The organism is Rhizobium sp. P1_E6 (genome assembly GCF_056405875.1).
The window spans coordinates 1-23,634 of record NZ_JBFUBG010000099.1 but is presented as its reverse complement, the minus strand read 5'-3'; the positions used below and the strand labels follow the sequence as shown (position 1 = coordinate 23,634).

Sequence of the window (23,634 nt, the reverse complement as noted above, 5' to 3'; positions counted from 1 at the left end):
CTCTCGATCGCCAACTCCTCTTCGCAGAACATCCTGTCGCTCTTCCGCGGCTAATAGGATCGCCGAACATAACCCGCCGGGTAACCGGCGGATTCTATCGAAATCGAGCCGCGCTTCGATGGAGCGCGGCTTTTATGGCAGCGCTCGCAAGCGCTCAGAGACGAGGAACGGGCGCGAGGCGGCAGCCCTGCGCCGGTTTGAGCGCTCGTCGCCTGAACCTTCCTTCCGGGACGTATTCCAAATCCACGCACTGCCTCAAAATTGCGCGCCTCACCACGTCCGGGATTTTTCACATCCGAAAGGGCTATCGTTTGGCGCAATCTTCGCCCGTTCGGAGTATTGATGCTGCGCCGTAACGATATAGGCTCTGCGCCGCCGTGACAGCACGCCGAATCGAAAGATATTGGCTGCAGGGGGAGCCTTAGCGCGGTCCAAATCTGGAAAAGCGAGACACTGACATGAGACAATCCATGGAGAGGATCATGGAGCGGCGATTGAGTGCCATCCTTGCTGCCGATGTGGTCGGTTACAGCCGGCTCATGGGCATCGACGAGACCGGCACGCTGCAGGCGTTGAACCGCCATCGCTGCGAACTGGTCGACATCCGCATATCCGATTACAAGGGCCGCATCGTCAAGCTGACGGGCGACGGCATCCTGGCCGAGTTTCAGAGCGTCGTGAATGCCGTGGCCTGCGCCGCAGAAATCCAGCGCAGCATGGCCGTACGCAATGAAAATGTGCCAAAGGAGGAGCGGGTCGAATTCCGCATCGGCATCAACCTCGGCGATGTCGTGGTCGAAAATGACGACATTTTCGGCAATGGTGTCAACCTTGCCGCGCGCCTGGAAGGCGTCGCCCCGGTCGGCGGCATCGCCGTCTCGTCGATCGTGCGCGATCAGGTCGGTTCACGCCTCAATCTCGGTTTCGAGTTTTTAGGTGAACACGTGTTCAAGAATATCCGCCAGCCGGTTCAGGTCTACACGGTTACCTTCGAGAAGCCGAGTTCCACCCGCTTCGTCGCACAGAACCGCAACACCTGCTTCATCGCTGTCCTGCCGTTTACCAACATGAGCGGCGATGCCGATCAGGATTATTTCTCCGACGGCATCACGGAGGACATCATCACCGATCTCTCCAAGATCTCCAGCCTGCATGTGGTGCCGCGCAACACCGTCTTCACCTATAAGGGCACGTCGGTGAGAGTGAAGCAGCTCGCCCAAGAGCTCGGCGTGCGTTATATGCTGGAAGGCAGCGTCCGCATTGCCGGCAAGCGTGTGCGCATTTCCGGCCAGCTGATCGACACGACAAACGGCGATCATCTCTGGGCCGAACGCTATGACCGCGACCTCACCGATATCTTCGCCATCCAGGACGAAATCACCAACGCGATCGTCGGCCAGCTGAAGGTGCGGCTCCTGCCGGAAGAGCGCAAGGCGATCGCCGCTGAGCCAACCGCCAATGTCGAGGCCTATACCTATTACCTGAGAGGCCGGCAGCTATCTCACACCTGGACCAAGTCCTATCTGCAACTTGCCCGGCGCATGTTCTACAAGGCCGTCGAGCTCGATCCGGATTATGGCCGCGCCTATGCCGGCATTGCCGATTGCGATGCGGCAATCCGCGACTGGGCGCCGGACGACGTGCCCCTGGAGCGCATTCTCGCAATGAGCGCCAAAGCCCTGGAGCTCGATCCCGACCTTGCCGAGGCCCATGCCTCCCGCGGCCTGGCGCTCCACCAGAACGGCGAGGACGACGAGGCCACGGCATCCTTCGAACGCGCACTTGCGCTTGATCCCAATCTCTATGAAGCAAATTTCCACTATGCCCGCATTTTCTTCATGCATGGGGATTTCGCCGAGGCGGTGCATTATTTTACCCGCGCCGCCGAAATCCGCCCCGACGATTACGTATCGCCGATCCATCTGATGTCCTCCTACCACTCTCTCGGACGGACGGTGGACAAGGACAGCTGGGCGCGTATAGGCATTGCGAGAGCCGAGCGAGCGCTCAATCAGAACCCGGAAAACTCCGGTCCCGCCCATCGCGGCGCCCTTGCCCTTGCCCATCTCGGCGACGCGGGGCGCGCCTGCGATTGGGCCGCACGGGCAATTGCCATCGATCCCGATGATATCGTCGCCCAGTATAACCTCGCCTGCGTCCATTCCGTACTGGGCCATGTGGAGCGCGCAATCGATATTCTGGAAGGTTTGCTGCCCCGCAGCTCGGTCTACCACATCAAGTGGTTCACCCATGATTCCGACTTGGACAACCTGCGTCGGCATCCGCGCTTCGAGACGCTCGTAACCGAGGCAATCAAAGGGCGGGAGCGGATGGAAGCATAGGGGGGCCGATAGAGGAAGAACCTCTTCCGGCCTCCTGGCCACCTGCTCTCTTACGGCACGGTCGTGTCCAGAGCGGCCTCGACGATGCCGCCGCGTCGCCTTGCGCGGCAGCCCGACAGGAAAGAACAAGCTCGCCAATTCTATTGACGGGAGCAAAAGCTCTGCGCGGACCGAACCTGTGCTCCCGGTTGATTGGCAGCCTCCTGGGATAACGGGCAAACCGCATTCTTCGCCATCGCCGCCTACACCAAGGTCCAGTTTGCTGTCTCTGCCACTCTGATAGTTCTGCGGGTTGAGAAGCTTAGAGCGAGGCCTAGCTTCCTTTTACCATCGACCCCGAAAACCCAAAAGCGTAGGAGCCTTTCGATGAAGTCCAAGGTAGCTGATGTACTGACAGAGGTGCTGCATGCAGCCGGGGTCAAGCGGATATATGGCGTAGTCGGCGACAGTCTGAACGGGCTTACGGAAGCGCTCAGAAAGAGGGGCGACATCGCGTGGATTCACACCCGCCATGAAGAGACAGCCGCCTTCGCAGCGGGGGCCGAAGCCCATCTTAGCGGCGAACTGGCCGTTTGCGCCGGAAGCTGCGGCCCGGGCAACCTGCACCTCATCAACGGTCTGTTCGACTGCCACCGCTCGCGCGTGCCCGTCCTTGCCATTGCCGCGCAGATACCTTCGGCCGAGATCGGCAGAGGCTACTTCCAGGAAACGCATCCCGAGCAGCTTTTCCGGGAATGCAGCCACTACTGCGAGCTTGTAAGCCATCCGGAACAATTGCCGGCAGTGATCGAAACGGCCATTCGCACGGCCATCGGAAAGCGCGGCGTTGCCGTCGTGGTCATTTCGGGCGACGTGGCATTGACTGATTTCACGGCGAAGATTTCGACAGCGGCCGCACTCACGCTGTCCCAGCCGAACGTCGTGCCGGCAAACGAACAGATCGATCGACTGTCGGAACTGCTCAACAACAGTTCGAAAGTCACCCTTCTGTGCGGACGCGGTTGCGAAGGGGCGCATGACGAATTGATCGCCTTTGCAGATCGGCTGAAGGCGCCTGTTGTCCACGCGCTCGGCGGCAAGGAACATGTCGAGTGGGACAATCCCTTCGATGTCGGCATGACCGGTCTGATCGGCTTCTCTTCGGGGTACAAGGCCATGCTGGAATGTGACACGCTTGTCATGCTCGGCACCGATTTCCCATATCGGCAGTTTTACCCAACCGACGCCAAGATCGTACAGGTGGATATTAGACCGGAAAATCTTGGCCGAAGAGCCTCGCTGGATCTCGCAATCGTCGGCGACGTCAAATCGACACTGGCCGCGACGCTGCCGAAGCTGACGGAGCGGACGGACAGGGATCATCTGGATGCTTGCCTTGCCGCCTATAAGAAGGCGCGGGAAGGCCTCGACGACCTCGCCACCGGCAGAGAAGGCGGCAAGATTCATCCGCAATATGTTGCACGCCTTCTGAGCGAACATGCCTCCGCTGACGCCGTTTTCACCTTCGATGTCGGGACCCCCACGATCTGGGCTGCACGCTACCTGAAAATGAACGGAAAGCGTCGCCTGATCGGATCCCTGGTTCACGGGTCAATGGCCAACGCCCTTCCTCAGGCAATAGGAGCACAGGCAACATACAAGGAGCGTCAGATCATCAGCATGTCGGGCGATGGGGGCTTTGCTATGTTGATGGGCGACTTCCTGACGCTCGTTCAGCAGAATCTGCCGGTGAAGGTTGTGGTCTTCAACAATTCTGTTCTCGGCTTCGTGGCAATGGAAATGAAGGCTTCGGGCTTCCTTGAGACCGGCACCGAACTCAAGAATCCGGATTTTGCGGCGGTTGCCCGCGCAGCCGGAGTCCATGGCGTTCGCGTGGAAGATCCCGCGGAACTCGACGGTGCCATCAGGGAAATCCTGGCGCATCCCGGCCCGGCACTGCTCGACGTCGTTACGAACACGCAGGAATTATCGATGCCGCCCAGGATCGAAGCAGCGCAGGTGAAGGGTTTCGGTCTCTGGGCCATTCGCGCGGTAATGAACGGCCGGGGAGACGAACTCGTGGACCTCACGGTCTCCAATTTCCTGTCTCGGTGACGGCGGACGGCGCCTCTAACCGACCGCGGGAAAAGCCCTCACCGGCGGCTTTGACCCCAACCGACATGTTGCAGAAGCTGATTGAACTTGGTTCAGTTCAGATAAGCATCGCGCCAATCATTGCCAGAGCCGATCGTCGCGCCGGCCTCGTTGAATAGATGGACGAAAGGCTCGCGTATGACGATCGGGATCCGTTCGCCGGAGGCTGCCCGGCTGATGCCGCGCAGTGCCAGGGTGAAACCATTTCCGGCCGCCGTCTCGGCGTGGATGATCGTTTCCGAACCGAGGATTTCGGTGTCGCCGACCACGATTTGCAGGCTGCCTTCGCCAATTTCGCAATGTTCGGGCCTTATGCCGAACGTTACCAGGGCTCCATCGGGCAGATCGACCGGGCGACCGGGCAAGGGAATATGGGTGCCGTCCTCAAGCGAAACGCCCAACATGTCACCGATGCGCGCGATCCGGCCGGCAAGAAGGTTCATTGGCGGTGCGCCAAGAAAGCGGGCGACGAAAAGGTTTGCCGGGCGTGCATAAAGCTCGATCGGCGGGCCGACCTGTTCGATGCGGCCTTCGTTGAGCACGACGATCTGGTCGGCCATGGTCATTGCTTCAACCTGATCATGCGTGACGTAGACCATTGTCGATTTCAGCCGCCGATGCAGGCTGATCAATTCCCCGCGCATCTTCACACGCAGCTCGGCATCGAGATTGGAGAGCGGTTCGTCGAAGAGAAAAGCCTTCGGTTCCTTGACGATGGCGCGGCCGATCGCAACACGCTGGCTCTGGCCGCCGGAAAGCTGGCTCGGGCGACGCGTCATCAGGTGCTCGATCTGCAGAATACTGGCCGCCTTGGCAACGCGGGCGGTGATTTCCTGCCTGGCGAGCTTCTGGTTCTCCAGGCCAAATTTAAGGTTCTGCTCGACGTTCATATGCGGATAGAGCGCATAGGACTGGAAGACCATCGCCATGCCCCGTGCGGACGGCAGAAGATGGTCGCAGCGCTGGCCGTCGATGCGGACTTCGCCCGACGTTACTTCCTCCAGCCCGGCCATCATGCGCAAAAGGGTCGACTTGCCGCAGCCCGAAGGCCCGACAAAGACGGTGAAAGAGCCGTCGGCGATCTTCAGGTCGATGCCGTGGATAACTTCGAGACTTTGAAAGGCTTTTCGGACTGCCTTGAGTTCAATGCCGGCCATTACGCCACCGTTCCGAGTTCAATCGACTGRCCCGCCTCGACAGGCTTCCTCTCGGCAAGACGGTGTTTCAGCCCGTCCACCGAGATTTCAGCGGCGTTGAGGCTGCCTCCGAGCACCGCGAGACTGAGGCCATCGCCCTTGCGGGTCAATGTGCCGAATGCGCTGCCGGCCGACCAGAATAGACGATAGTCGCCTTGCACTTTCGGTGTGAAGACAAGTGTGCCGGCGACGAAATCGGCACGCAGGCCGGAGAAGGCGTTGACCAGCTGCCAGGCAGACATCGAGCGCGCATAGTAGGAGCCGCATTCGATGTCGTTCCAGGGATTGCGGCGGGAGCCATCATGGCGGTTGCGGGCACCGCAGACGATATCCATGCCCTCCTCGATGAGACCATGCATGATGAGGTGGGAGGCAGCCATATATTCAATGCCGGTCCAGACCTCCTCGGCATAGGGGGCCGCCACCATTGGCTGGCGGATGCCATCAGGATAGGTTGCGATCAACAGCCCCGCCTCATCCTCATAGGCATAATTGCGGCAGGGATTGAAGTGATCTTCCAGCGTCGGGCGGAAGTTGTTCTTGTGCACGGATTTCAACGCGGTCCTCACCTTGTCGGCATCGAGGAAACCGCCGATGCCGGCAACCTCGGCATGCCATTGGCCGAGGATCTGGTCGGAGATGCAGCCCTCGCCCATCTGGTATTTGAGCTCCTGGAACTCCTCCGACCAGTAGGTTTCCATGAAACCGTCGGCAAGCACGCCGGCGGTGCGGCCGACATCGAAGGGCGTCAACACGCCCTTGTCGGAGAGATCGATCTTCTGGATGAACCAGCGCCCGTTGAAGAGTTCGGAATTGATATAGGCCGCACCGGCTTTGCCCATGCGCGCCGTCTTTTCCGACAGCGCCGTATCGCCGAGGACCGTCGCCATTTCGGAGACGCCGAGCAGGGCTGCCACATACATGGAGGCGAGCCAGGAATTCGGGCCGAACAGTTCCATATCGAGGGTCTGATGCTGGCGGCCGGACAGGATGCCGCTCTGATCGGGATCCCAACGATCGGGATTTTCGGGCGACCATGCATATTCGATGGCCCGTTTGACGTTCGGCCAGTAGCGGCGCAGCCATTCGGTATCGCCGCAAAGCTTCCAGTCCCGATAGGTCTTGATGATCGCGCCGAAATGCCCGTCTGCGCAGGGGCCGATAATATCGAAACCGGAACCGAGCGGCAACTTCTGGCGGAAAGTCAGCCCGCCGGTCGGCAACTGGTTGTAGCTGAATTCGGTCTCACGCAGCGTCCGCTCGATGGCAGGGAAAAGATGCGAGACCGCCTGCTGGTAGTTCCAGACGTGTGTGCAGGTGCCTTCGCAGGAGCCATCCTGCGTATGCTGGCCTTCCCAGGCCCAGAGCGCGCCATTTTCCAGACGGATGCAGGTCGCGGTGCGCAGCAGCGCCAGCGTCGCGCTCGCAGCATCCTTGACTTCTGCCGGAAGCGTCGTTTCGAACAACCCATCGCGGAAGGCGGTGGTTGCCGCGCTCAATGCATCCCAGCGCGTCAGCGCTTCGGTTGCACTTGCCGTCGAATCCGCCCATTGCGTTGCATAGTAATTCGTCCAGCTCGGCGTCGGCCGGTCTGGAATGGCTCCATCAGGCTTGTCGCGATAGGCCCAGTAGACATCGCCTTGCGGGAAGTTCCAGGTGATGACGAAGCGCACCTTCCTGCGGCCGCCGGGCACGAGAGTGAAGCGGGCACCCAATGTGCCGTGTTCCGGCTGCAGGCTCATGTGGCGCGATGTGCGCGGCTCGGCGTAGTGCCTCTTCGGCAGACGACCGGGTCTTGCAAACTCCTTCCAGTAGACCGAGAGATCGTCGAACCACTGACCGCGATAATGATGGTCGGTGTGGTCGACGTCGTCTGCGTCCGTTGCGATCGTCAGATCGCCGCGTTGCGTCGCCGGCAATGTGGTATCGGACGAGGTCAGATGCAGGCTGCTGATCCCGCCTTCCTGCCTGAAGCTATGGATGCCGCTGTTCGAACCGTAATTGCCGAGCGTACCGGCAAGCGTGTAGGTCAGTTCGTCCGCCGTATCATTGACGATTTCGAATTCGAACATCGCAACTGGCATCGATGAATCGCGATCATTGTGCGGAATGAAGGGGCTCAGCGCCGAAAGCCTGACGCCACCCGGGAAACGCTCATCCTTGAAGACCAGATCGGCAGTCGGGAAACGCCCATAGAAATCGACCTCACGGAAATGCGGCACGCCGACCAAAGTCTGGCGGTTGGCGCCGTGGCCGAAGCCGTCAAACATCTTGCGCAGGCCCGGCGCGCCAGAAGGGTTCAGATCGTAAGGCCCATTGAGCACACGGGCATCGACCAGTTCTCCGCCCCTTTCCGCCTTGATGGCGAAATGCGAGTAGCCGTTATATCCCTGCAGCGCTGGGCGGTTGCGGATTGACCAATCGATCAGCCGGCCGCTGCCGGAGATCGACAGGCCGCCGGAGCCGATGCCGCCGAGCGGAAAGGCGATATGGCGCGTGCGTTCGCCCTTATAGGCAAAGCGAGGTTCGATGGAGGCGAGATCATCCCACATGAAATCAATGTCCCTGAGGTTAGTTTTTGATGCCGCTCATCGTGATGCCTTCGATCACGAATTTCTGGGCGAGGAGAAAGAGGAGAACGACGGGCAGGATCGACATGCTCATGGCCGCCATCACCACCGAGAGGTTGCCGGAGGCCATGTAGCCGCGCAGCACGTCCATCGCGACCGGCAGCGTCAGCGATTCATTCGAGCTCAAGAGCACCTTGGCCTGGAAATAATAGTTCCAGGTCTGGGTGAAGGTGATGATGCCGAGGGCTGAAAGCGCCGGGCGAAGCTGCGGCAGCGATATCCGCCAGAAGATCTTGACATAACCCGCACCATCCATCAGTGCCGCTTCCTCCAGCGCCTTCGGCTGGCTGAGCATGAATTGCCGCACCAGGAAGATGCCGAAACTGGAGGTGAGATACATGAGCGCCAGCCCGATCGGCCGGTCGAGCAAGCCAAGCCGCGCATAGCCGAGGTAGATCGGCAGGATCGTCACCTGAGCTGGAAACATCAGTCCGATAAGCAGGATAAAGAACAATGTATCGCGTCCGCGGAAGTTCAGCCTCGCGAACGCGAAGGCAGCAAGCGTGCAGGTCACCATCTGGCCGACGGTGACGATGACGGCGATCATGACCGAGTTGAAGTAGATCTCCAGGAACGGCACGCGCGAGGCCAGCACCTGCCGGTAGTTGGTGAGATCAAAATTCGGCGGCAGGAAGCTTGGCGGTAGCTTGTAGGCATCCGAAACCGGGCGGAACGACATCGAAAACAGCCATAGGAAGGGCAGCAGCATGCCGATCGCCATCACCACCATGGTGGCGATGATCGCCCAGTCGATCCAGCGCCGGGCAGCGCGCGTCTGCATCATATTGTTCATTGCTGCACCCATTTGCGCGAGAGGATCTGCTGGATGGCGGTGATGATGAGGATGATCACGGTCATGACGACGGAGATCGAGGCGGCATAGCCGATCTGGAAACTGCCGAAGCCCTCCTCGACGATCTGGATCGACAGCGAGCGCGTGGCGTCACCCGGCCCGCCCTGTGTCAGGATGACGATCGATTCGAACACCTGCAGCGCGCCGATCGAGGCGTAGACGATGCAGAAGAAGACGACCGGCGAGATATAGGGCAGCGTGATGCGGAAGAACTGGCGCCATGCGGGCGTTCCGTCCATCACCGCGGCCTCCAGAATGCTCTTCGGCACGCCCTGGAGAGCAGCGATGAAGATGATCATGAAGAAGCCGGTATTCTTCCAGACGTCCATGATGATGATCGAGGTCATCGCCTGGCCGGCATCGGTCAGCCATCGCACACCCGGAAGGCCGATCAGCCGCAGGTAATAATTGATGACGCCGAGATCATCGCCATAGAAGTAGGTCCAGACGATCGAGACGAAAGCGGCGGCGATGATGACGGGCAAGAAGAAGGCGAGCCGGAAGAAATAAAGCAGCCAGCCCGGCATGGCGCGGTTCAGCGCCAGCGCCAGTAAAAGCCCGATCGAAACGTTGAAAGTGACGGCAAAGAGAGCGAAACGCAGTGTGTTCCAGAGAATCTGAAGCGAGCGCTGGTCGGTAAAGAAGCGGATGAAATTGTCGAAACCGACCCATTGCGAACCGAGCATCGGATCGTAGTAGGCGAAGGCGAGGATYGTCGTGACGATCACAGGCGCGATCACGAAGGTCAGGTAAAGCACCGTTGCCGGCAGCACGAAGAGATAGCCGGTTGTTGCCTGTGCGCGGCTGAGCTGCGATGGCTGGCGTCTTTCAATGGTCGAGGTCATGGCATCTGGCTCGAATAGACGGACATGGTTTGTCAGCCGTCGCACCCGGGATGGCAGATGCCTTTGATGGCAACATGCCACCCGGCCGCGACGGCGGGAGGGCGATCGTAAGAACCCTGGATCGATCAGCCGCCCATGCGCTTCTTCAGCCGCTGGAAGGAGGCGTTGAGCTCGGCATCTGCCTGCTTCACGCCGTCGGCGATCGAGACCTCGCCGGCCATCATCGCGGTGTAGTAGCGGATGAAGATCTTCTCGACCTCCTGGAAATTGGCGGGGGACGGCACAGCCTTGGTGTTTGGCAGCGTCTGGTAATAGAGCGCGGCACTTGGCGGGAAGCTCAGGAAACCTGGCGTCTCGGCGGCCGACTTGCGGCCGGGGACCCCGCCACCCTTTTCGCCCTCCTCCTTCTGCGTTTCCTCGCTCGTCAGCTCGAGAATCAGCGCCTTGGCAAGGTCGGGCTCTTTGCTCGTCTTGGCGACAGCGTAGCCGCCGAAGCCGATCACGGTCGTGTCCGTCTCCTTGCTCGGAGGAACGGCGACATCCATGTTGAGCTTGTTGTTCTTGGCGCTCTGGACGATCCAATGGCCGCGGCTGATCATCGCCACCTGGCCTGCCATGAACTGGTTGTCCATCATATCCTTGCCGGGGATCGGCGAGACGCCGTCGACATGGATGAGGTCATGGAGGAATTGCAGGCTTTCGGCGACCTTGGGGTCGAGCATGTTGGATGCCGTCCACTCGTCGTTGATGGCGCCCGTGCCATTCGAGAAGAACCAGGGCTGGATGAAGAAGTTCTGGTTCGGCACCTCATAACCGAACTGGGTGACAGTGCCGGAGGCATCCTTGATCGTCAGCTTCTTGGCGACATCGCGGAATTCGTCCCAGGTCCACTTGCCGTCCTTCGGATAGGCAATCCCGGCCTTATCGAACAGATCCCTGTTGTAGTTGATCATGATGTTGTTCCAGCCGATCGGGATATAGTTGATATCCCCCTTGTAGCTCGACTGCTTGAAGAGGCTCGGCGCGAAATCCGAGAAGCCGGGGTTGGCGGCGACGAAATCGTTGAGCGGCAGAAAGAGACCGCGCGACGAGAAGCTCTGAAAGGTCTCGATCGCCGTGCCGTAGACATCGGCCTGCTGGCCTGAATTGAACTGGCTGAAGACCTTGGTGACATAGTCGCCCCAGCCCGTCGAAATCGGATCGACGGAAAGCTCGACCTTGACGTTGGGATACTTCTTGTTGAAACGCGCAATGGCGTTGGTCATGGCGGATAGCTCGGCCTCACCGCCGAAGCCCTGCATCTTCAAGGTCGCCGTGACATCGGATTGCGCAAAGGCGCGGCCGAGACTTGCGCCGACGGCAAGAACGGCAGACGAAATCAGCAGCGAACGCCGCGATAACTCATGCATGTGATCCTCCCTTTGCGCCTCCTCCGGCGCGTTCCCAATTGTCCCGGCCTCCACCGGTCGAAACGTTTCGTATTCTTCCGCTGAAAAATCGCGGACCCAGATCCCTCCCGGTCCCGCGAGCTGTCATTTGCCTAGTCGAAACGTTTCGTATAAGAGCATCAGAACGGCCCGATGGCAAGAGGGTCCGAGAAAAAGCTCGGGAGGATGGGATGGCCACCATCAAGGATGTGGCGAAACGGGCGGGTGTCGCCATATCGACGGCATCGGCCGCGCTCAACCGGTCAGCCCCTGTGAGCGACGAGGTGATCGCCAAGGTCGAGGCGGCCGTTCGCGACATCGGTTATATCCCACATGCCGGCGCACGCAGCCTGCGCATGGGCCAGTCGCGGCTCATCGGCCTGATCCTGCCCGATATTACCAATCCGCATTTCGCCAAGGTCGCCAAGGTCGTCGAGTCCGCTTGCCTCAATGCCGGTTACATGGCAGCGGTCTATTCGACGAGCGAGGATCATGACCGCGAGCAGCAGATCCTGACCATGATGCGCATGCAACGCGTCGAAGGGCTCATCATTATTCCGACGCGCTCGGATGCCGAGCATGGCGCCCGCATGGTCGACAAGATCCATGTGCCGACAATCCTCCTCGACAGCTTCATCGAAGGCTTGCCCTATGACGTGATCAAGCTTGACAATATCGCCGCAGGCCGCATCGCCACGGAACATCTGATCGGCCTTGGTCACAGACGAATCGCCGTTACCGCCGGACGCAACAACATCGTCACAGGGGAAGATCGTCTTGCCGGCTACATGCAGGCCCATGCCGCCCACGGCCTGCCGGTCGATCCCGGTCTGTTGCTTCAGGGGCGTTTCGACCAGGCGCTGGCGCATGACAGCACAAGCAGGCGCATGCGCGAGCCGAATCCGCCGACGGCGATTTTCGCGCTGTCGAACATGATGACGCTCGGTGTCCTTAACGCGCTGCACGAAATGGGTTTCAGAGTGCCTGATGACGTCTCGGTCATCGGGATAGACGATTTCGATTTTGCAAATATCATGAACCCACYGCCGACAGTCGTTGCGGCCCCGGTGCTCGAGATGGCCCAAAAGGCGATCTCCACACTTCTCAGCGAGATCTCCGACAAAACGCCGCCAAGTGCTGCGCGGACAATCTTTTCCCCAAACCTGATCCTTCGAAAATCCTGCACGGCACCCGCAGCCGAGCGGGCCGACGCATGACCTGAGAAGCAACAGCCGATTGGCATCGGCGCGACGTCGCATACGATTGCGCCGCTTCATAAAAGCATCATGCGCATTTGCAATGAGAAACATCGAACTGCCCGCCATCCTCACTCATCACATGGATTATCTTCATGAAATTGCCTTCTGCCGCCGCGCGCCTGTCACCAACCGCCTCGCCCCGCCTCCTCGTACTCGCCGAAACAGCCCTCAAAGCAGGAGAAACGGCCCGCAATGCGCTCAGACGACGCACGGCCGCCGAGATGGTCCACAAGGCGCCGCGCGACTACCAGACGGAAATCGATGTCGCAGTCGAGCGGATCATCGTCGATGAGATGATGAGGGCATTCCCGACCTATGCGATCAAGGGCGAGGAAGAGGTCGGCAACCGCCAGGGTGGCACGGATGCGCCGGTCATCTATATCGACCCGATCGACGGCACGACCAATTTCGCCTGGGGCATCCCGCATTTCGGCATGACGATCTCGATCGCCGAGGCCGGCCGCATCGTCGCCGGCGTCGTCTATGACGCCATGCAGGACGAACTCTTCAGTGCGGAGGCCGGCGGCGGAGCCTGGCTGAACGGCGAACTCATCCATTGCGCCGAGGTCGCCGATATCCAGAACGTGCTCGTGGGCGCCGGCCTGCCGATCCCCGGTCAGGTCAAGGCGGTCCCGGAAGAGCTTTATTTCGATGCCGTCAGGCGGCTTATGGCCAATACTGCCGGTGTGCGTCGCCTCGGCTCTGCGGCGCTCTCGATCGCCTATGTCGCCTGTGGCCGGTTGGATGGCTTTTTCGAGGACGGCCTGTCAGTCCATGACTTCGGCGCCTCGGCGCTGATGGTCGAGGAAGCGGGCGGCATCGTCACGCGCTTTTCCGGTGCTGCCATCAGCGGCAAAGGCGATATCCTCGCGGCAAGCAAGGCACTTTATCCCTGGCTACAGGAAGGCTTTCAGCCGAAGGCCTGAGGCATTCAGGCCGTAAAGAGCGGTTGCACGGATGCAGCCGCTTCTGCAGATGCTGACTGATGGATCAGGGCATTATCGCGGAAGGCGAAGAAGCCGGAGCAGCTGGGAGCAACGACCATCCCTGCCCTGATCATATCGGTCGGCGCAACCATTGCCTTCAGCCTGATGCCATCGGCAAGGTCGATATCGACGATCTTGTGCATGCCGAAATCGGTAACGCGATGGACGATCGCATCTGCCGGCCGGCTGGCGGGACGCACCGTCAAGGCTTCCGGACGCATTGCGAGCGTCACTGGACCATCCGCAACGGGAACGGAAAAGCTAAAAAGCGGGTGCGTACAGACGCCGTTGCGGATCTCGCTCTCAACGAAATTCATCGAGCCGATGAAGCCGGCGACGAAAGCCGTCCGCGGCTCGCGATAGATGACGCTCGGCGGCGCGACCTGCTCCGTGCGGCCGTCGCGCATGACGACGATGCGGTCGGCAAGCGCCAGGGCTTCATCCTGACCGTGGGTGACGAACAATGTCGTGATACCAAGCCGCTGCTGGATGTCGCGCACCTCCTCCCGCAGTCGCTCGCGCAGATGCTGGTCGAGACTGGCGAAAGGCTCGTCGAGCAGCAGGATCTTCGGCTCGAGGACGAGCGAGCGGGCAAGTGCGACACGCTGCTGCTGCCCCCCGGAAAGCTGCGTCACTGCACGGCGCCCGTAATCGGCAAGGCCGACGAGGGCAAGGGCGTCCTCGACGCGCTGGCGGATTTCGGCCTTCGGCAGGCGCCGCAGCTTAAGGCCAAAGGCGATGTTGTTGAAGACATCCATATGGGTCCAGAGAGCATGACTCTGGAACACCATGCCGGTCGGGCGCCGCTCCGGCGGCAGGTTCGTCACATCCCTGGCGTCGATACGAATGCTGCCTTCGCTCGGCCGCTCGAAGCCGCCGATCATGCGAAGCAACGTCGATTTGCCGGAACCCGATGGGCCGAGCAGGCAGACGAGTTCGCCGTCACCGACCTCGAGCGAGAAGTCTCGGACGGCAAAGGTGTGGCCGAAACTCTTCGAAACGCCTTCAATCACCAGATGCGCCATTCTTGAAACCCTTTCTGTCGGCGCTCAGGCGCCGAAGCCTCGCGCGAAGGCGCCGGTGCCGACGACGCGGCGCGCAAACATCAATGCCGCAAAGGACGGCACCCACAGCATGACGGAGAGGACCGCGCCATATTGCACGACGATCTGGTTGTTGATGAAGCTGATCATCAGCACCGGCATGGTGCGGATCTCCGGCGCTCCGATCAGCCATGCGCCCTCCGTCTCATAGAAAGTACCGACGAAGGTCAGGAGCAGGGCCGCGGATATGGTCGGTGCGGCCTGCGGCAAGGTGATCGACCAGAAGACGCGAAGCGGCGTTGCGCCGGCATCGCGTGCAGCCTCCTCCATGCGCCGATCGACATTCTGGAAGGCGGCTACCGGGATCCAGATCATCAGCATCAGTGTGCCGACGAGTTGGATCAGGACCACGCCCCAGAAGGTACTGATCAACCCCATCTGCAGGAAGATGCCGGCGATCGCCACCAGCAGGCCGAATTTCGGAAAGGCATGCGAGGCGAGAAACGAGAGGAACAGGATATTGCGCCCGGGAAAGCGCATTCTTGCGAAGGCGTAGGCTGCCGGAAGGCAGATGATCGCCGAAAGCACCGTCACGGTCGCCGTCAGGCGCAGGCTGAGGAACAACGCATCCCAGACATCCTTGCGGGCCAGCGTCTGCGACCAGAAACGCAGGCCGAACTGTTGGGGAACGACCGAAGGATAGCGCCAGATCTCGGTGAAGGCCCAGGTGGCGACGACCAGCAGTGGCAACGCGATGAACAGCGTCAGCAGCAGCGAAAGAGCAAGGCCCGTCCAATCGAATTTCAAGGCAGTCGAATGGCGCATCATCGGCCCTCCCGGTTGCGGGCGATCGACCAGACGTAGAAGGCGCCGAAGAGAAGGCAGAAGCCGAAGGTGATGACCGCCTGCGTCAGCGCACTCAGCGGATCGTTCATGTCGGCAAAGGTGCGCTGCATGRAAGGCCCCATCATCTCCGGTGAGGCTGGACCGAGGACATAGGGCAGCGTGAAGGCCGAGAATATGCCGAGAACGGCGAAGGAGGCAGTCACCAGAAGCGAATTTCCCATGCGCGGCAGAATGATCGAGATGAAGACCCTGAAAGGCGTTGCACCGACATCGCGGGCCGCCTCGATGGAGCTGTTGGAAACAGACGTAAGGCCGGCCGTCAGCATCAGCACGGTCAAAGGCAGATTGTCCCACACGAGACCAATGACCGGTCCCCAGGGGGTTAGATAAGGGCTCGGCAGCTTCGGCAGGCCGATGGCATTGAGCAGGATGTCGACCGTCCCGTTCGGCCCGATCGTGCGGATCAGGGCGTAGCACAGGATGATCGAGGGCACGAACATCGGAAAGATCGCCATGCCCTGAACATAGGCGGCCAGGCGACCGCCGGAAAAGCGCAGGTAAAGCGCAATCGGAAGTCCGATCGCAAGCAGCAGCAGGCCGCACACCAAGGTCGTCCAGAGCGTCAGCCAGAGATTGTTCAGGCTGTAACCATCAGTGAAGAAGAAATGGTAGGAGGCGAGTGAAAACTCGGTCGTCCCGTCCGGCTGGCGGATGAAGACGGTGGTAGCGACTGCCGAGAAGATTGGAAAGATGATCAACCAACCGACCAGAAAGACCGGCATGCCGACCAGGAGGAGCCCGTAAAGGCTCCCCCTGCCGAGAGGCTGAGCGCGGCGCGCGACCGCAGGCTGCACGGCATCCATCGCCATCAGGTGCGGCTGATTCCGGGAGCGACGTTGCGGTACCAGCCGTCGTTGATCGCCTTTTCCCAATCGCCGCCCGGGAAGGTCGGGATGGTCGCCGGGATGACGTCGGCATATTTCTTGCGCAGGTCTTCGGAAATGTGATCCCAGGAAACGCCCGGGAAACCGCCGATCTCGGTAATAATGGCTTCCTGCATCTCGCTCGTCAGCATGAAAGCCGCGAGCTTGAGGGCGGCGTCCTTGTTGGCGCCGTTCGTGAAGATCGTCATGGCCGAGAAGCCACCGCAGAGCGCAAGGTCGGAGAGCTGTACGAGACCGGTCGTCTCGGGCAGGACGCCCTGCGAGATCGCTTGCAGGACCTGGTCGGACCAGACGGGAGCCATGGTGACGACGCCCTGAGCGAGCAGCTGGATCGACTGCGTGTTGCCGGCGGTATAGGCGCCCTTCTGATAGAGCGACGGCGCGAGATCGTTGAGGATCTGCCATGCCGGCGTCAGCGTCTGGCTGGCATAGTCGGCAGTGAAATTGTCGATCTTGAACTTCTTCGGATCGCGGCCGTTGGCTTCATGGATGGCGCGGCGGACGAAATTGCCGCCCGAGCCACCCTTGTCCGGACGGTTGTAGATGAACTGGCCGGGATTGGCCTTGATCCAGGCGGTCAGTTGTTCCCAGGTCTTCGGCGCATCCTTCGGATCGAGCTTGGTCCTGTCATAGGCAAGCAGAACCTGCGAGCCGCGATAGGGCAGCCCGTAGGGCGTGTCGAAAGCGAGAGGATTGACCCGGTCGAAGCCCTGGACATTCTCGGCGGAGAATTTCACCCAGAGACCGGCATCGATGCCGCCGGCCGGGAGGCGCGGATCGAACTGTTCGAAGAGGTCGGCCTGCGGATCGGTCTTGGTCTTCAATGCCGCAAGCGCGCGGTCGGCGATGGCGCGAAGGCCGTTATTGTCGCCGGCATCGGTGATCTTGAGCGCCGCTTCCGGATGAGCCTTTTCGAAAGCCGGACGGATGATGTTATTCCAGAGGTCGACGATATTGGAATCCGAGCCGCTGTAGAGGTCAATCGTGCCTGCGGCGGCCGAGGCGAAGCGCGGAAGGGCCAGAAGGCCCGCAGCCGCCGACCATGTGATCAAGAATTCGCGCCTATTCATATCCTGTCTCCCTTCGCTGTCGAGGCAAACGCCCCTGATGAGTTCAGAGACTTGCTAGTCCTGGCGCGTAACATCGGAATGACAGAAGGGAGGAAAATGCACACGTGTGCCAAGCCCAGCAGACAGGTCTCTCCGCCCACCGAATGGCAGGCTAAAGCCCGACTGCGTGAAGCTGTAGAACCGCAAGACCGTCATGCGCAATTTGTCGTGGCGGCGACGCCTTGTCRGATTGCGGTGGCCCTCGAATGAGGACCACCTATTTCGATGTCGTCAGCGTACGGATTTGAAAGCCGCTCTCACTTCCTCGGCGAAGATCTGCGGCTGCTCCCAGGCGGCAAAATGCCCGCCCTTTTCGACCTGATGATAGTAGGTCAGCGAGGGATAGGCCTGCTTGGCCCAGCTTTCAGGCGCGCGATAGATCTCCTTCGGAAATACCGTGATGCCGACCGGGACTTTGATGTCTTTCGTCTTCTGCGCCTCGGCACTGAAGTTGTTGTTGTTGTTTTCCCAGTAGAACCGCGACGACGATGCGCCGGTGTTCGTCAACCAATAGAGGGTGATATCGTTCAGCATCTCGTCCTTGGAGAAGACCCGTTCAGGAACGCCGCCACTGTCACTCCATTGAGCGAACTTCTCGTAGATCCAGGACGCCAGGCCAGACGGCGAGTCGGCGAGCGAGTAACCGATTGTCTGCGGCCGGGTCACCATCATGGCGCCATAGGCAGCGTTCCGTCCGAAGAAGGTGCTCAAAGAGTTATAGGCTTCTCGCTCCGGTGGCGACAGTTCTGCAGGGGCCGCGTCTCCGCTGTTGATGGCCTTCATGAGCTCGCCTGGAACCGTCGCAGGCATATTGAGATGAATTGCCAGCAAGCCCTTCGGCGCCTGGCGCGCCAACGCGTCGGAAATCACCGACCCATGATCCCCGCCTTGGGAAACATAGTGGTCATAACCGAGCCGCTTCATCAGGACGTCCCAAGCGCGGGCGACCCTGTCCGGACCCCAGCCCTGATCGACTGGACGTCCGGAAAATCCGTAGCCCGGTATCGAGGGGATGACGACGTCGAACGCATCTTCTGGCCGGCCACCATACGCGGTCGGGTCGGTGAGAGGTCCGATGGTCTTGATGAATTCAAACATCGATCCGGGCCAACCATGGGTCAGAACGATGGGGAGAGCGTTGGGGTGGCGTGAACGGACATGGATGAACTGGATGTCGACACCGTCGATCGTCGTGACGAACTCCGGCAGCGCATTCAGTTCCGCCTCAGCCCTGCGCCAGTCGTACTGGGTACCCCAATAGCGAACCAGCTCCTGGACCTGTGACAGCTGGATACCCTGGGAGGTGTCGTCGACCGTCTCCTTGTCCGGCCATCGGGTGTCAGCGATGCGTTTGTGCAGGTCGTCGAGTTGCGACTGCGGAACGTGGATCTGGAATGGGCGGACGCTTTCGTCTGTGCTCGTCGCCTTCGCGCCAACACTCGACGTAAGATCGGCGGCATAGGCCGGCAAAACATAGGCTGCCGGAACGAGCAGCAGAGAACCAAATGCTATGGCGATTGCTCGATCCGCGATGCGACGCCGATCTGTAACATTGTCGGTCTTTGTCATGAAACACTCTCCTTCGATTTCTGCCGCAGTCGCGGCGCCCGTTAACGAAGAGCGGTTTCATGGATTGACGTGTCCCGCATATTTCGAAAATCGAACGAAGTGTATCAGCGTGTAGGGGTGACGCGCCGGGACGGAAAATTGGCAGATTGCCGATGGTTCTCTCCGGGCATATTCTGTCGGGGTTCCGCGGTCGGCTGCATCTGGCGGGAGCGCCTCCGGCATCCCACCAAACAGCGAAAGCACGGCGGCTTGTCGTCACGAAGATTCTGGCCGCAAAAGCAGGTTGGAGATCCCTTTGGAAGATCGAACAATTCGAAAGAGATTGGAGCGCCATTGGGAGGCGTCTGACGCAAACGATTTCGACGTCGAACATGAAATCTATCACGAGGATGCCTTGCTGGATTATCCGCAATCTGGAGAGCGGATTAACGGCCGACGCAACATTCAAGAAAGCCGGTTCGTCCAGCCAAATAAAAAGCGGTTTACAGTCCGGCGAAGTGTTGGCAGCGGAGATCTCTGGGTCACCGAATTCACACTCACTTATGACGGTAAGCCCTCTTATGCCGTCAGCATCATGGAATTCCGCGACGGTTTGGTGGTCCGTGAGACGCAATATTTCTCAGATAGCTTCGAGCCATCACCCTCGCGGGCACATCTTATAGAGCGGATGACGAAATAGACCTAACCCGGACAGGACAATGTGCATCAACTGTCGACGTAAGCATTGGCGTGTCGTTGGGGCCGGGAAAGTGGCTGTGTTCATCCAGTAGCTGAGTGTGCGGAAAGCGCRACCCGGATTTGTGGCGCGCGCTTCACTAGCGCTTTCAAGGCAAGCCTGTCATTTCAACGGAACCGGTCAGGGATAGGCTGTCGATCCATCCGGCTTGCGGGTGATTTTCCGCTCCCAATGAATGTAGTCTTCGGTCTGCAATGCCTTTTCATCGATTTCCAGACCCCAACCCGGACGGTCCGRCCGCAATTCCATATGGCCATCGACCGGCATATACGGATCGGCCGCCCATGGCGCGTGGACATGGGGCTTGAACTCCAGGACCTTGAAGTTCGGCTGCGCGGCGCAGAAGTGAATGTTGACCGCGGTCGCGAGCGGCCCCATCGGGTTATGCGGCGCGACGGTTACATAGTGGGCCTCAGCGATCGTTGCGATCCTGCGCATTTCCGTTACACCACCAACGACGCATATGTCGGGCTGGATGATGTCGGCGCCACGGGCCGACAACAGGGAAAGGAACTCGAAGCGATTGTAGAGCGATTCCCCCGTGGCCAGCGGGACGGAAACCTTCGACTTCAGTTCGGCCCATGCCGGAATGTGTTCCGGCCGGATCGGCTCTTCGTAGAAGAGCGGATCGTTTGGCGCGATCGCCGCCGCAAGCTGAACAGCTTGATAGGGCTCGAAGATCTTCGCATGGGCATCGAATGCGAATTCGAAATGCGACGGCGTGATCTCGCGTATCCTGGCGAACCAGTCTCCGGTTTCCTTTACAAGCTCGCCCCAGCGGCCGGCATGCAGGTCGCGGCGGAAGGGGCTGAGCTTGAAAGCCGTGTAGCCGTATTTCTCGTTCAGCTCCAAGGTCTGGTCCTGCGCGGTCTGCGGGTCCGGTGCGGTATAGACACCGCAATAGACGCGCACCCGATCGCGGACATTGCCGCCAAGCAGCATGTAAACGGGTAGGCCGGCGGCCTTGCCGGCGATATCCCAGAGCGCGTGATCAATCGCAGAAATGGCCGCAAGTCCGAGGGCGCCGGGCGGAAAGCGGCATTGCTGATTGAGTTTCAGCGCGAGGAATTCCACTCGACGGGGGTCCTCCCCTTCGATCTGGTGGAAGAGATAGTCGAAAAGCGGCGGGAGCGCCCAGTCTGGGCCGTGATTATAGCACTCGCCCCAACCGGAAATGCCTTCACTCGTCTCAATTTTCAGAAGCAGCCGCGGCCGGTCGTCGACGCGCTGCATGTAGGTCTTGAAGCCGGTAATATGCATGACGTTCTTTCTCAGGCGGCGCGGTTCTTGCCGCTCACATTGTCAACGATTGCGCGCAGTTCGGCGCGTTCCGCGTCCGTCAGGCTTTCGACGCCGGGAAGGCGAACAGGGCCGACATCGGTACCGAGCATGCCAAGCGCCTCCTTGACGACGGTGACATTGGCGCCGTTCAGATATTTGGTGCGCAGCACTTCGAAACCGGCGATATCGTCGATCAAGGCACGCGCAGCGGCGTAGTCGCCGGCTTCCAGTGCCTGATGAATGGCATGCGAGCGCTCAGGGAAAACGTTGACGAGCCCAGAGGTAAAGCCGCGAGCACCCATGGCGTAGAAGGCCGGTGCCCAGCCTTCTGCCAGACCGCAAACCCAAATCGCCGGCGCATCCTTCGTCGAACGGATGACTTCAGCGAGCAACATCAGGTTTCCGGAGGCAAACTTGATGCCGGCAATATTGGGATGCAGGGCAAGCTTGCGGAAATCGGCGACTGAGAAAGTGTCGCTGCGGACATAGGCAATGACCGGAACAGTGGATGTCTCTGCGAGCTCCAGGAAATATTTCGCCTGATAGCTCGGGCCGGCAAAGGGGTCCATCGGATGATGGCCCATGATCGCGTCGGCGCCCTCGGCAATTGCATAACGGGCCAGAGCTTTGGCGTCCGTCAGCGAGCGACCAACAGCGGCACTGATAAGAGCCTTGCCATCCGCTGCCTTGATCGTGGCAGCATGGACCATCTTTACTTCATCCATCGTCAACGTGAAGAATTCGCCGGTATTGCCGGCGGCCATCAGATTGTGAACCCGGGCGGAGGCGAGGCGCGCGATCAATGCGGAAAGCTTGCCGAGGTCGATGCTGCCATCCGTCTTGTAGGGGGTCACAGGCACCCCGGAGATACCCGTTAAGGCCTTGCGAATCTTGTCCATTGCCACGGTCACGTCAAATGTCCTCTTTCTTCCTGAATACGATGGTGAGGTAGGTTTCGCCGGAGCGGACGACGTGATCGCGCATCACCCGCTCAGCCTTGTCGCTGTCGTTCGAAACGATCGCAGCGGCAATGGCAGAGTGTTCGGCCAGCGCCTTGTCGCGCTCCTTGTTGTCGGAATGAATGATGCGCCGAATGCTCGCATCGTAGAATTGCTGACGCTCGATCATGCGCGACAGGTATTGGCAGCGCGAGGCGATGTGGATCTGCTCGTGAAAGGTCTCATTCAAGGCAATGAGATCATCCGCCGCGCCATTCGCCGTGGCCGCTTTCATCAATGCGACCGTATCCCTGAGCTTCGCAGCTTCTTCCTCGGTGATCCGCTTGGCGGCGAGATGCCCGATCATCGATTCCAGTGCGGCGCGCGCCAGGATCATTTCCTCCGCCCATCCGGCGTTGAACCGGATCAGCACTCCGCGGCGCGGCAGTGTTTCAACCAGTCCTTCGGTCTCGAGCTGCCGGAGCGCCTCTTTGATCGGAGTAGTGGAAACACCGAGCTGCTCGGCGAGCTGGCGTTCGTTCACACGTTCGTCGGCACGAAAGCGGCCGGATAGGATCGCCGCCCTGAGCGTCTTGTGAACGTGATCACGAAGGGTCGTCAGGAACCGCGGGTCGATCTTCTCTATACGGTCGTCGCCCGCTGCGCCCTCCACCTTATTTTTCATAAGCCGAAAATTCCCCCGTTGACGACAAAACCGTTTTGTGAGATCTGATATACCAGATTTCAGATCGATGTCGATATCAAAATTCGCTCTGATGTGATTGCAGAGATACCCGGGAGGAAGAAAATGAAGATCCAAAGACGCGGACTGTTGATCTCGTCGGCGCTTGTTGCCGCGAGCCTGATGATGCCGTTGGCAGCAGCTGCAGCCACCCCAAAGGACCAGCTGGTCATTGCAACGAACATGTCATCGATGCGTGGCCTCGATCCGAACGAAATCAATCAGTTGGAAGCTGCTGAAATAGTCGCGAACCTTTATGAGCGGCTGATCGTGCTGCCGGCTGATGATATTACCAAGCCGGCTCCGGGTGTCGCCGAGAGCTGGAGCGTCTCGCCCGACGGCAAGACCTTCACCTTCAAAATCCGCTCCGGCATTACCTTCCATTCCGGCAATCCGCTGACGGCGAAGGATGTCGAGTGGTCGCTGCGCCGCCTCGTCAAGCTTGGGCTTGCACCATCCGTAGACCTTCGCCAGTGGGGCTTTACCGACAAGAATGTCGACGATCTAATCAAGGCGAGCGACGACACCACCGTGGTCCTCCAGACGCCCGAACTCTGGAACCCCAACCTGATCCTCTATTCGCTGGCGAGCTTCTCGACCTCTATCCTGGACAGCAAGTTCCTCGCCGAGCATGAAAAGAGCGGCGATTTGGGGCGCGAATTCCTGCAGGCCAACGACGCGGGCTCCGGGCCCTATGCGCTGCGCACCTGGCGCGTCAACGACCTGTTGATCGCAGATGCCAACAAGGACTACTG

At 60.1% G+C, this 23,634-nt stretch carries 19 protein-coding genes; 6 read left to right on the top strand and 13 right to left on the bottom strand.

Features of this window, described 5'->3' with window-relative positions; genetic code table 11:
- Positions 1-482 precede the first annotated feature (482 nt).
- Positions 483-2,342 (top strand): TPR end-of-group domain-containing protein, encoded by a 1,860-nt coding sequence (locus AC1D35_RS29975; protein WP_113299534.1) that lies wholly within the window; start codon positions 483-485, stop codon positions 2,340-2,342.
- Positions 2,343-2,708: 366 nt separating this feature from the next.
- Positions 2,709-4,436: a ubiquinone-dependent pyruvate dehydrogenase gene (poxB, locus tag AC1D35_RS29970; protein ID WP_477941532.1), complete on the top strand. Its 1,728-nt coding sequence runs from the start codon at positions 2,709-2,711 to the stop codon at positions 4,434-4,436.
- 92 nt (positions 4,437-4,528) lie between these two features.
- Here the strand turns inward: poxB and AC1D35_RS29965 are convergent, their stop codons facing one another.
- From AC1D35_RS29965 to AC1D35_RS29945, 5 genes are all read right to left on the bottom strand, one after another.
- Positions 4,529-5,632, bottom strand: a complete 1,104-nt coding sequence (locus tag AC1D35_RS29965; RefSeq protein WP_113312043.1) for a sn-glycerol-3-phosphate ABC transporter ATP-binding protein UgpC — start codon at positions 5,630-5,632, stop codon at positions 4,529-4,531.
- Positions 5,632-8,223, bottom strand: coding sequence for a GH116 family glycosyl-hydrolase (locus tag AC1D35_RS29960; protein ID WP_477941530.1), 2,592 nt, complete (start codon positions 8,221-8,223; stop codon positions 5,632-5,634). Before AC1D35_RS29960 ends, AC1D35_RS29965 begins: the two co-directional genes overlap by 1 nt.
- Before the next feature lie 19 nt (positions 8,224-8,242).
- Entirely contained in the window at positions 8,243-9,094 is an 852-nt protein-coding gene (locus tag AC1D35_RS29955) for a carbohydrate ABC transporter permease (protein ID WP_477941528.1), read from the bottom strand.
- On the bottom strand, positions 9,091-9,999 hold the full coding sequence (locus tag AC1D35_RS29950) for a carbohydrate ABC transporter permease (RefSeq protein WP_477941526.1): 909 nt from the start codon (positions 9,997-9,999) through the stop codon (positions 9,091-9,093). Before AC1D35_RS29950 ends, AC1D35_RS29955 begins: the two co-directional genes overlap by 4 nt.
- Positions 10,000-10,124: 125 nt before the next feature.
- On the bottom strand, positions 10,125-11,408 hold the full coding sequence (locus AC1D35_RS29945; RefSeq protein ID WP_477941524.1) for an ABC transporter substrate-binding protein: 1,284 nt from the start codon (positions 11,406-11,408) through the stop codon (positions 10,125-10,127).
- 209 nt (positions 11,409-11,617) lie between these two features.
- Between AC1D35_RS29945 and AC1D35_RS29940 the strand changes: the two genes are divergently transcribed.
- Together AC1D35_RS29940 and AC1D35_RS29935 are read left to right on the top strand one after the other, a co-directional pair.
- On the top strand, positions 11,618-12,643 hold the full coding sequence (locus AC1D35_RS29940; protein WP_477941521.1) for a LacI family DNA-binding transcriptional regulator: 1,026 nt from the start codon (positions 11,618-11,620) through the stop codon (positions 12,641-12,643).
- Between the two features lie 134 nt (positions 12,644-12,777).
- The gene (locus AC1D35_RS29935) at positions 12,778-13,611 is read left to right on the top strand and encodes an inositol monophosphatase family protein (protein WP_477941519.1); all 834 of its coding nucleotides are present in this window, start codon (positions 12,778-12,780) and stop codon (positions 13,609-13,611) included.
- A gap of 5 nt (positions 13,612-13,616) precedes the next feature.
- Here the strand turns inward: AC1D35_RS29935 and AC1D35_RS29930 are convergent, their stop codons facing one another.
- From AC1D35_RS29930 to AC1D35_RS29910, 5 genes are all read right to left on the bottom strand, one after another.
- A complete protein-coding gene (locus AC1D35_RS29930) occupies positions 13,617-14,696 on the bottom strand; it encodes an ABC transporter ATP-binding protein (RefSeq protein WP_113312048.1) in 1,080 nt (359 codons plus the stop codon).
- A gap of 24 nt (positions 14,697-14,720) precedes the next feature.
- Entirely contained in the window at positions 14,721-15,542 is an 822-nt protein-coding gene (locus AC1D35_RS29925; RefSeq protein WP_477941516.1) for an ABC transporter permease, read from the bottom strand.
- Entirely contained in the window at positions 15,539-16,429 is an 891-nt protein-coding gene (locus AC1D35_RS29920) for an ABC transporter permease (protein WP_477941514.1), read from the bottom strand. Before AC1D35_RS29920 ends, AC1D35_RS29925 begins: the two co-directional genes overlap by 4 nt.
- Positions 16,429-17,574 carry an extracellular solute-binding protein gene (locus AC1D35_RS29915; protein WP_477941512.1) on the bottom strand — a complete coding sequence of 382 codons (1,146 nt, stop codon included), beginning with the start codon at positions 17,572-17,574 and terminating at the stop codon, positions 16,429-16,431. Before AC1D35_RS29915 ends, AC1D35_RS29920 begins: the two co-directional genes overlap by 1 nt.
- A 270-nt stretch (positions 17,575-17,844) precedes the next feature.
- Complete coding sequence (locus tag AC1D35_RS29910; protein WP_113508016.1) at positions 17,845-19,182, bottom strand: epoxide hydrolase family protein; 1,338 nt, start codon at positions 19,180-19,182, stop codon at positions 17,845-17,847.
- A gap of 295 nt (positions 19,183-19,477) precedes the next feature.
- Here AC1D35_RS29910 and AC1D35_RS29905 point away from each other — a divergent pair, with 295 nt between their 5' ends.
- The gene (locus tag AC1D35_RS29905) at positions 19,478-19,861 is read left to right on the top strand and encodes a nuclear transport factor 2 family protein (protein WP_477941510.1); all 384 of its coding nucleotides are present in this window, start codon (positions 19,478-19,480) and stop codon (positions 19,859-19,861) included.
- Between the two features lie 177 nt (positions 19,862-20,038).
- Here the strand turns inward: AC1D35_RS29905 and AC1D35_RS29900 are convergent, their stop codons facing one another.
- Genes AC1D35_RS29900 through AC1D35_RS29890 form a run of 3 tightly spaced genes read right to left on the bottom strand, consistent with a single transcriptional unit; the run spans position 20,039 to position 22,822 of the window.
- Positions 20,039-21,178 (bottom strand): mandelate racemase/muconate lactonizing enzyme family protein, encoded by a 1,140-nt coding sequence (locus tag AC1D35_RS29900; protein WP_477941508.1) that lies wholly within the window; start codon positions 21,176-21,178, stop codon positions 20,039-20,041.
- Positions 21,179-21,189: 11 nt separating this feature from the next.
- On the bottom strand, positions 21,190-22,098 hold the full coding sequence (locus tag AC1D35_RS29895; RefSeq protein WP_113299519.1) for a dihydrodipicolinate synthase family protein: 909 nt from the start codon (positions 22,096-22,098) through the stop codon (positions 21,190-21,192).
- A gap of 13 nt (positions 22,099-22,111) precedes the next feature.
- Positions 22,112-22,822, bottom strand: coding sequence for a GntR family transcriptional regulator (locus tag AC1D35_RS29890; RefSeq protein ID WP_477941534.1), 711 nt, complete (start codon positions 22,820-22,822; stop codon positions 22,112-22,114).
- Between the two features lie 123 nt (positions 22,823-22,945).
- Between AC1D35_RS29890 and AC1D35_RS29885 the strand changes: the two genes are divergently transcribed.
- Positions 22,946-23,634: ABC transporter substrate-binding protein (locus AC1D35_RS29885; RefSeq protein ID WP_477941507.1), on the top strand; the 689-nt coding region annotated here is incomplete at its 3' end.

Coding starts and splice junctions, on each gene's coding strand:
- AC1D35_RS29975 (WP_113299534.1), top strand. CDS start 483: ATGGAGCGGCGATTGAGTGCCATCCTTGCTGCCGATGTGGTCGGTTAC.
- AC1D35_RS29925 (WP_477941516.1), bottom strand. CDS start 15,542: ATGATGCGCCATTCGACTGCCTTGAAATTCGATTGGACGGGCCTTGCT.
- AC1D35_RS29930 (WP_113312048.1), bottom strand. CDS start 14,696: ATGGCGCATCTGGTGATTGAAGGCGTTTCGAAGAGTTTCGGCCACACC.
- AC1D35_RS29935 (WP_477941519.1), top strand. CDS start 12,778: ATGAAATTGCCTTCTGCCGCCGCGCGCCTGTCACCAACCGCCTCGCCC.
- AC1D35_RS29955 (WP_477941528.1), bottom strand. CDS start 9,094: ATGAACAATATGATGCAGACGCGCGCTGCCCGGCGCTGGATCGACTGG.
- AC1D35_RS29895 (WP_113299519.1), bottom strand. CDS start 22,098: ATGGACAAGATTCGCAAGGCCTTAACGGGTATCTCCGGGGTGCCTGTG.
- AC1D35_RS29965 (WP_113312043.1), bottom strand. CDS start 5,632: ATGGCCGGCATTGAACTCAAGGCAGTCCGAAAAGCCTTTCAAAGTCTC.
- poxB (WP_477941532.1), top strand. CDS start 2,709: ATGAAGTCCAAGGTAGCTGATGTACTGACAGAGGTGCTGCATGCAGCC.
- AC1D35_RS29910 (WP_113508016.1), bottom strand. CDS start 19,182: ATGACAAAGACCGACAATGTTACAGATCGGCGTCGCATCGCGGATCGA.
- AC1D35_RS29945 (WP_477941524.1), bottom strand. CDS start 11,408: ATGCATGAGTTATCGCGGCGTTCGCTGCTGATTTCGTCTGCCGTTCTT.
- AC1D35_RS29890 (WP_477941534.1), bottom strand. CDS start 22,822: ATGAAAAATAAGGTGGAGGGCGCAGCGGGCGACGACCGTATAGAGAAG.
- AC1D35_RS29915 (WP_477941512.1), bottom strand. CDS start 17,574: ATGAATAGGCGCGAATTCTTGATCACATGGTCGGCGGCTGCGGGCCTT.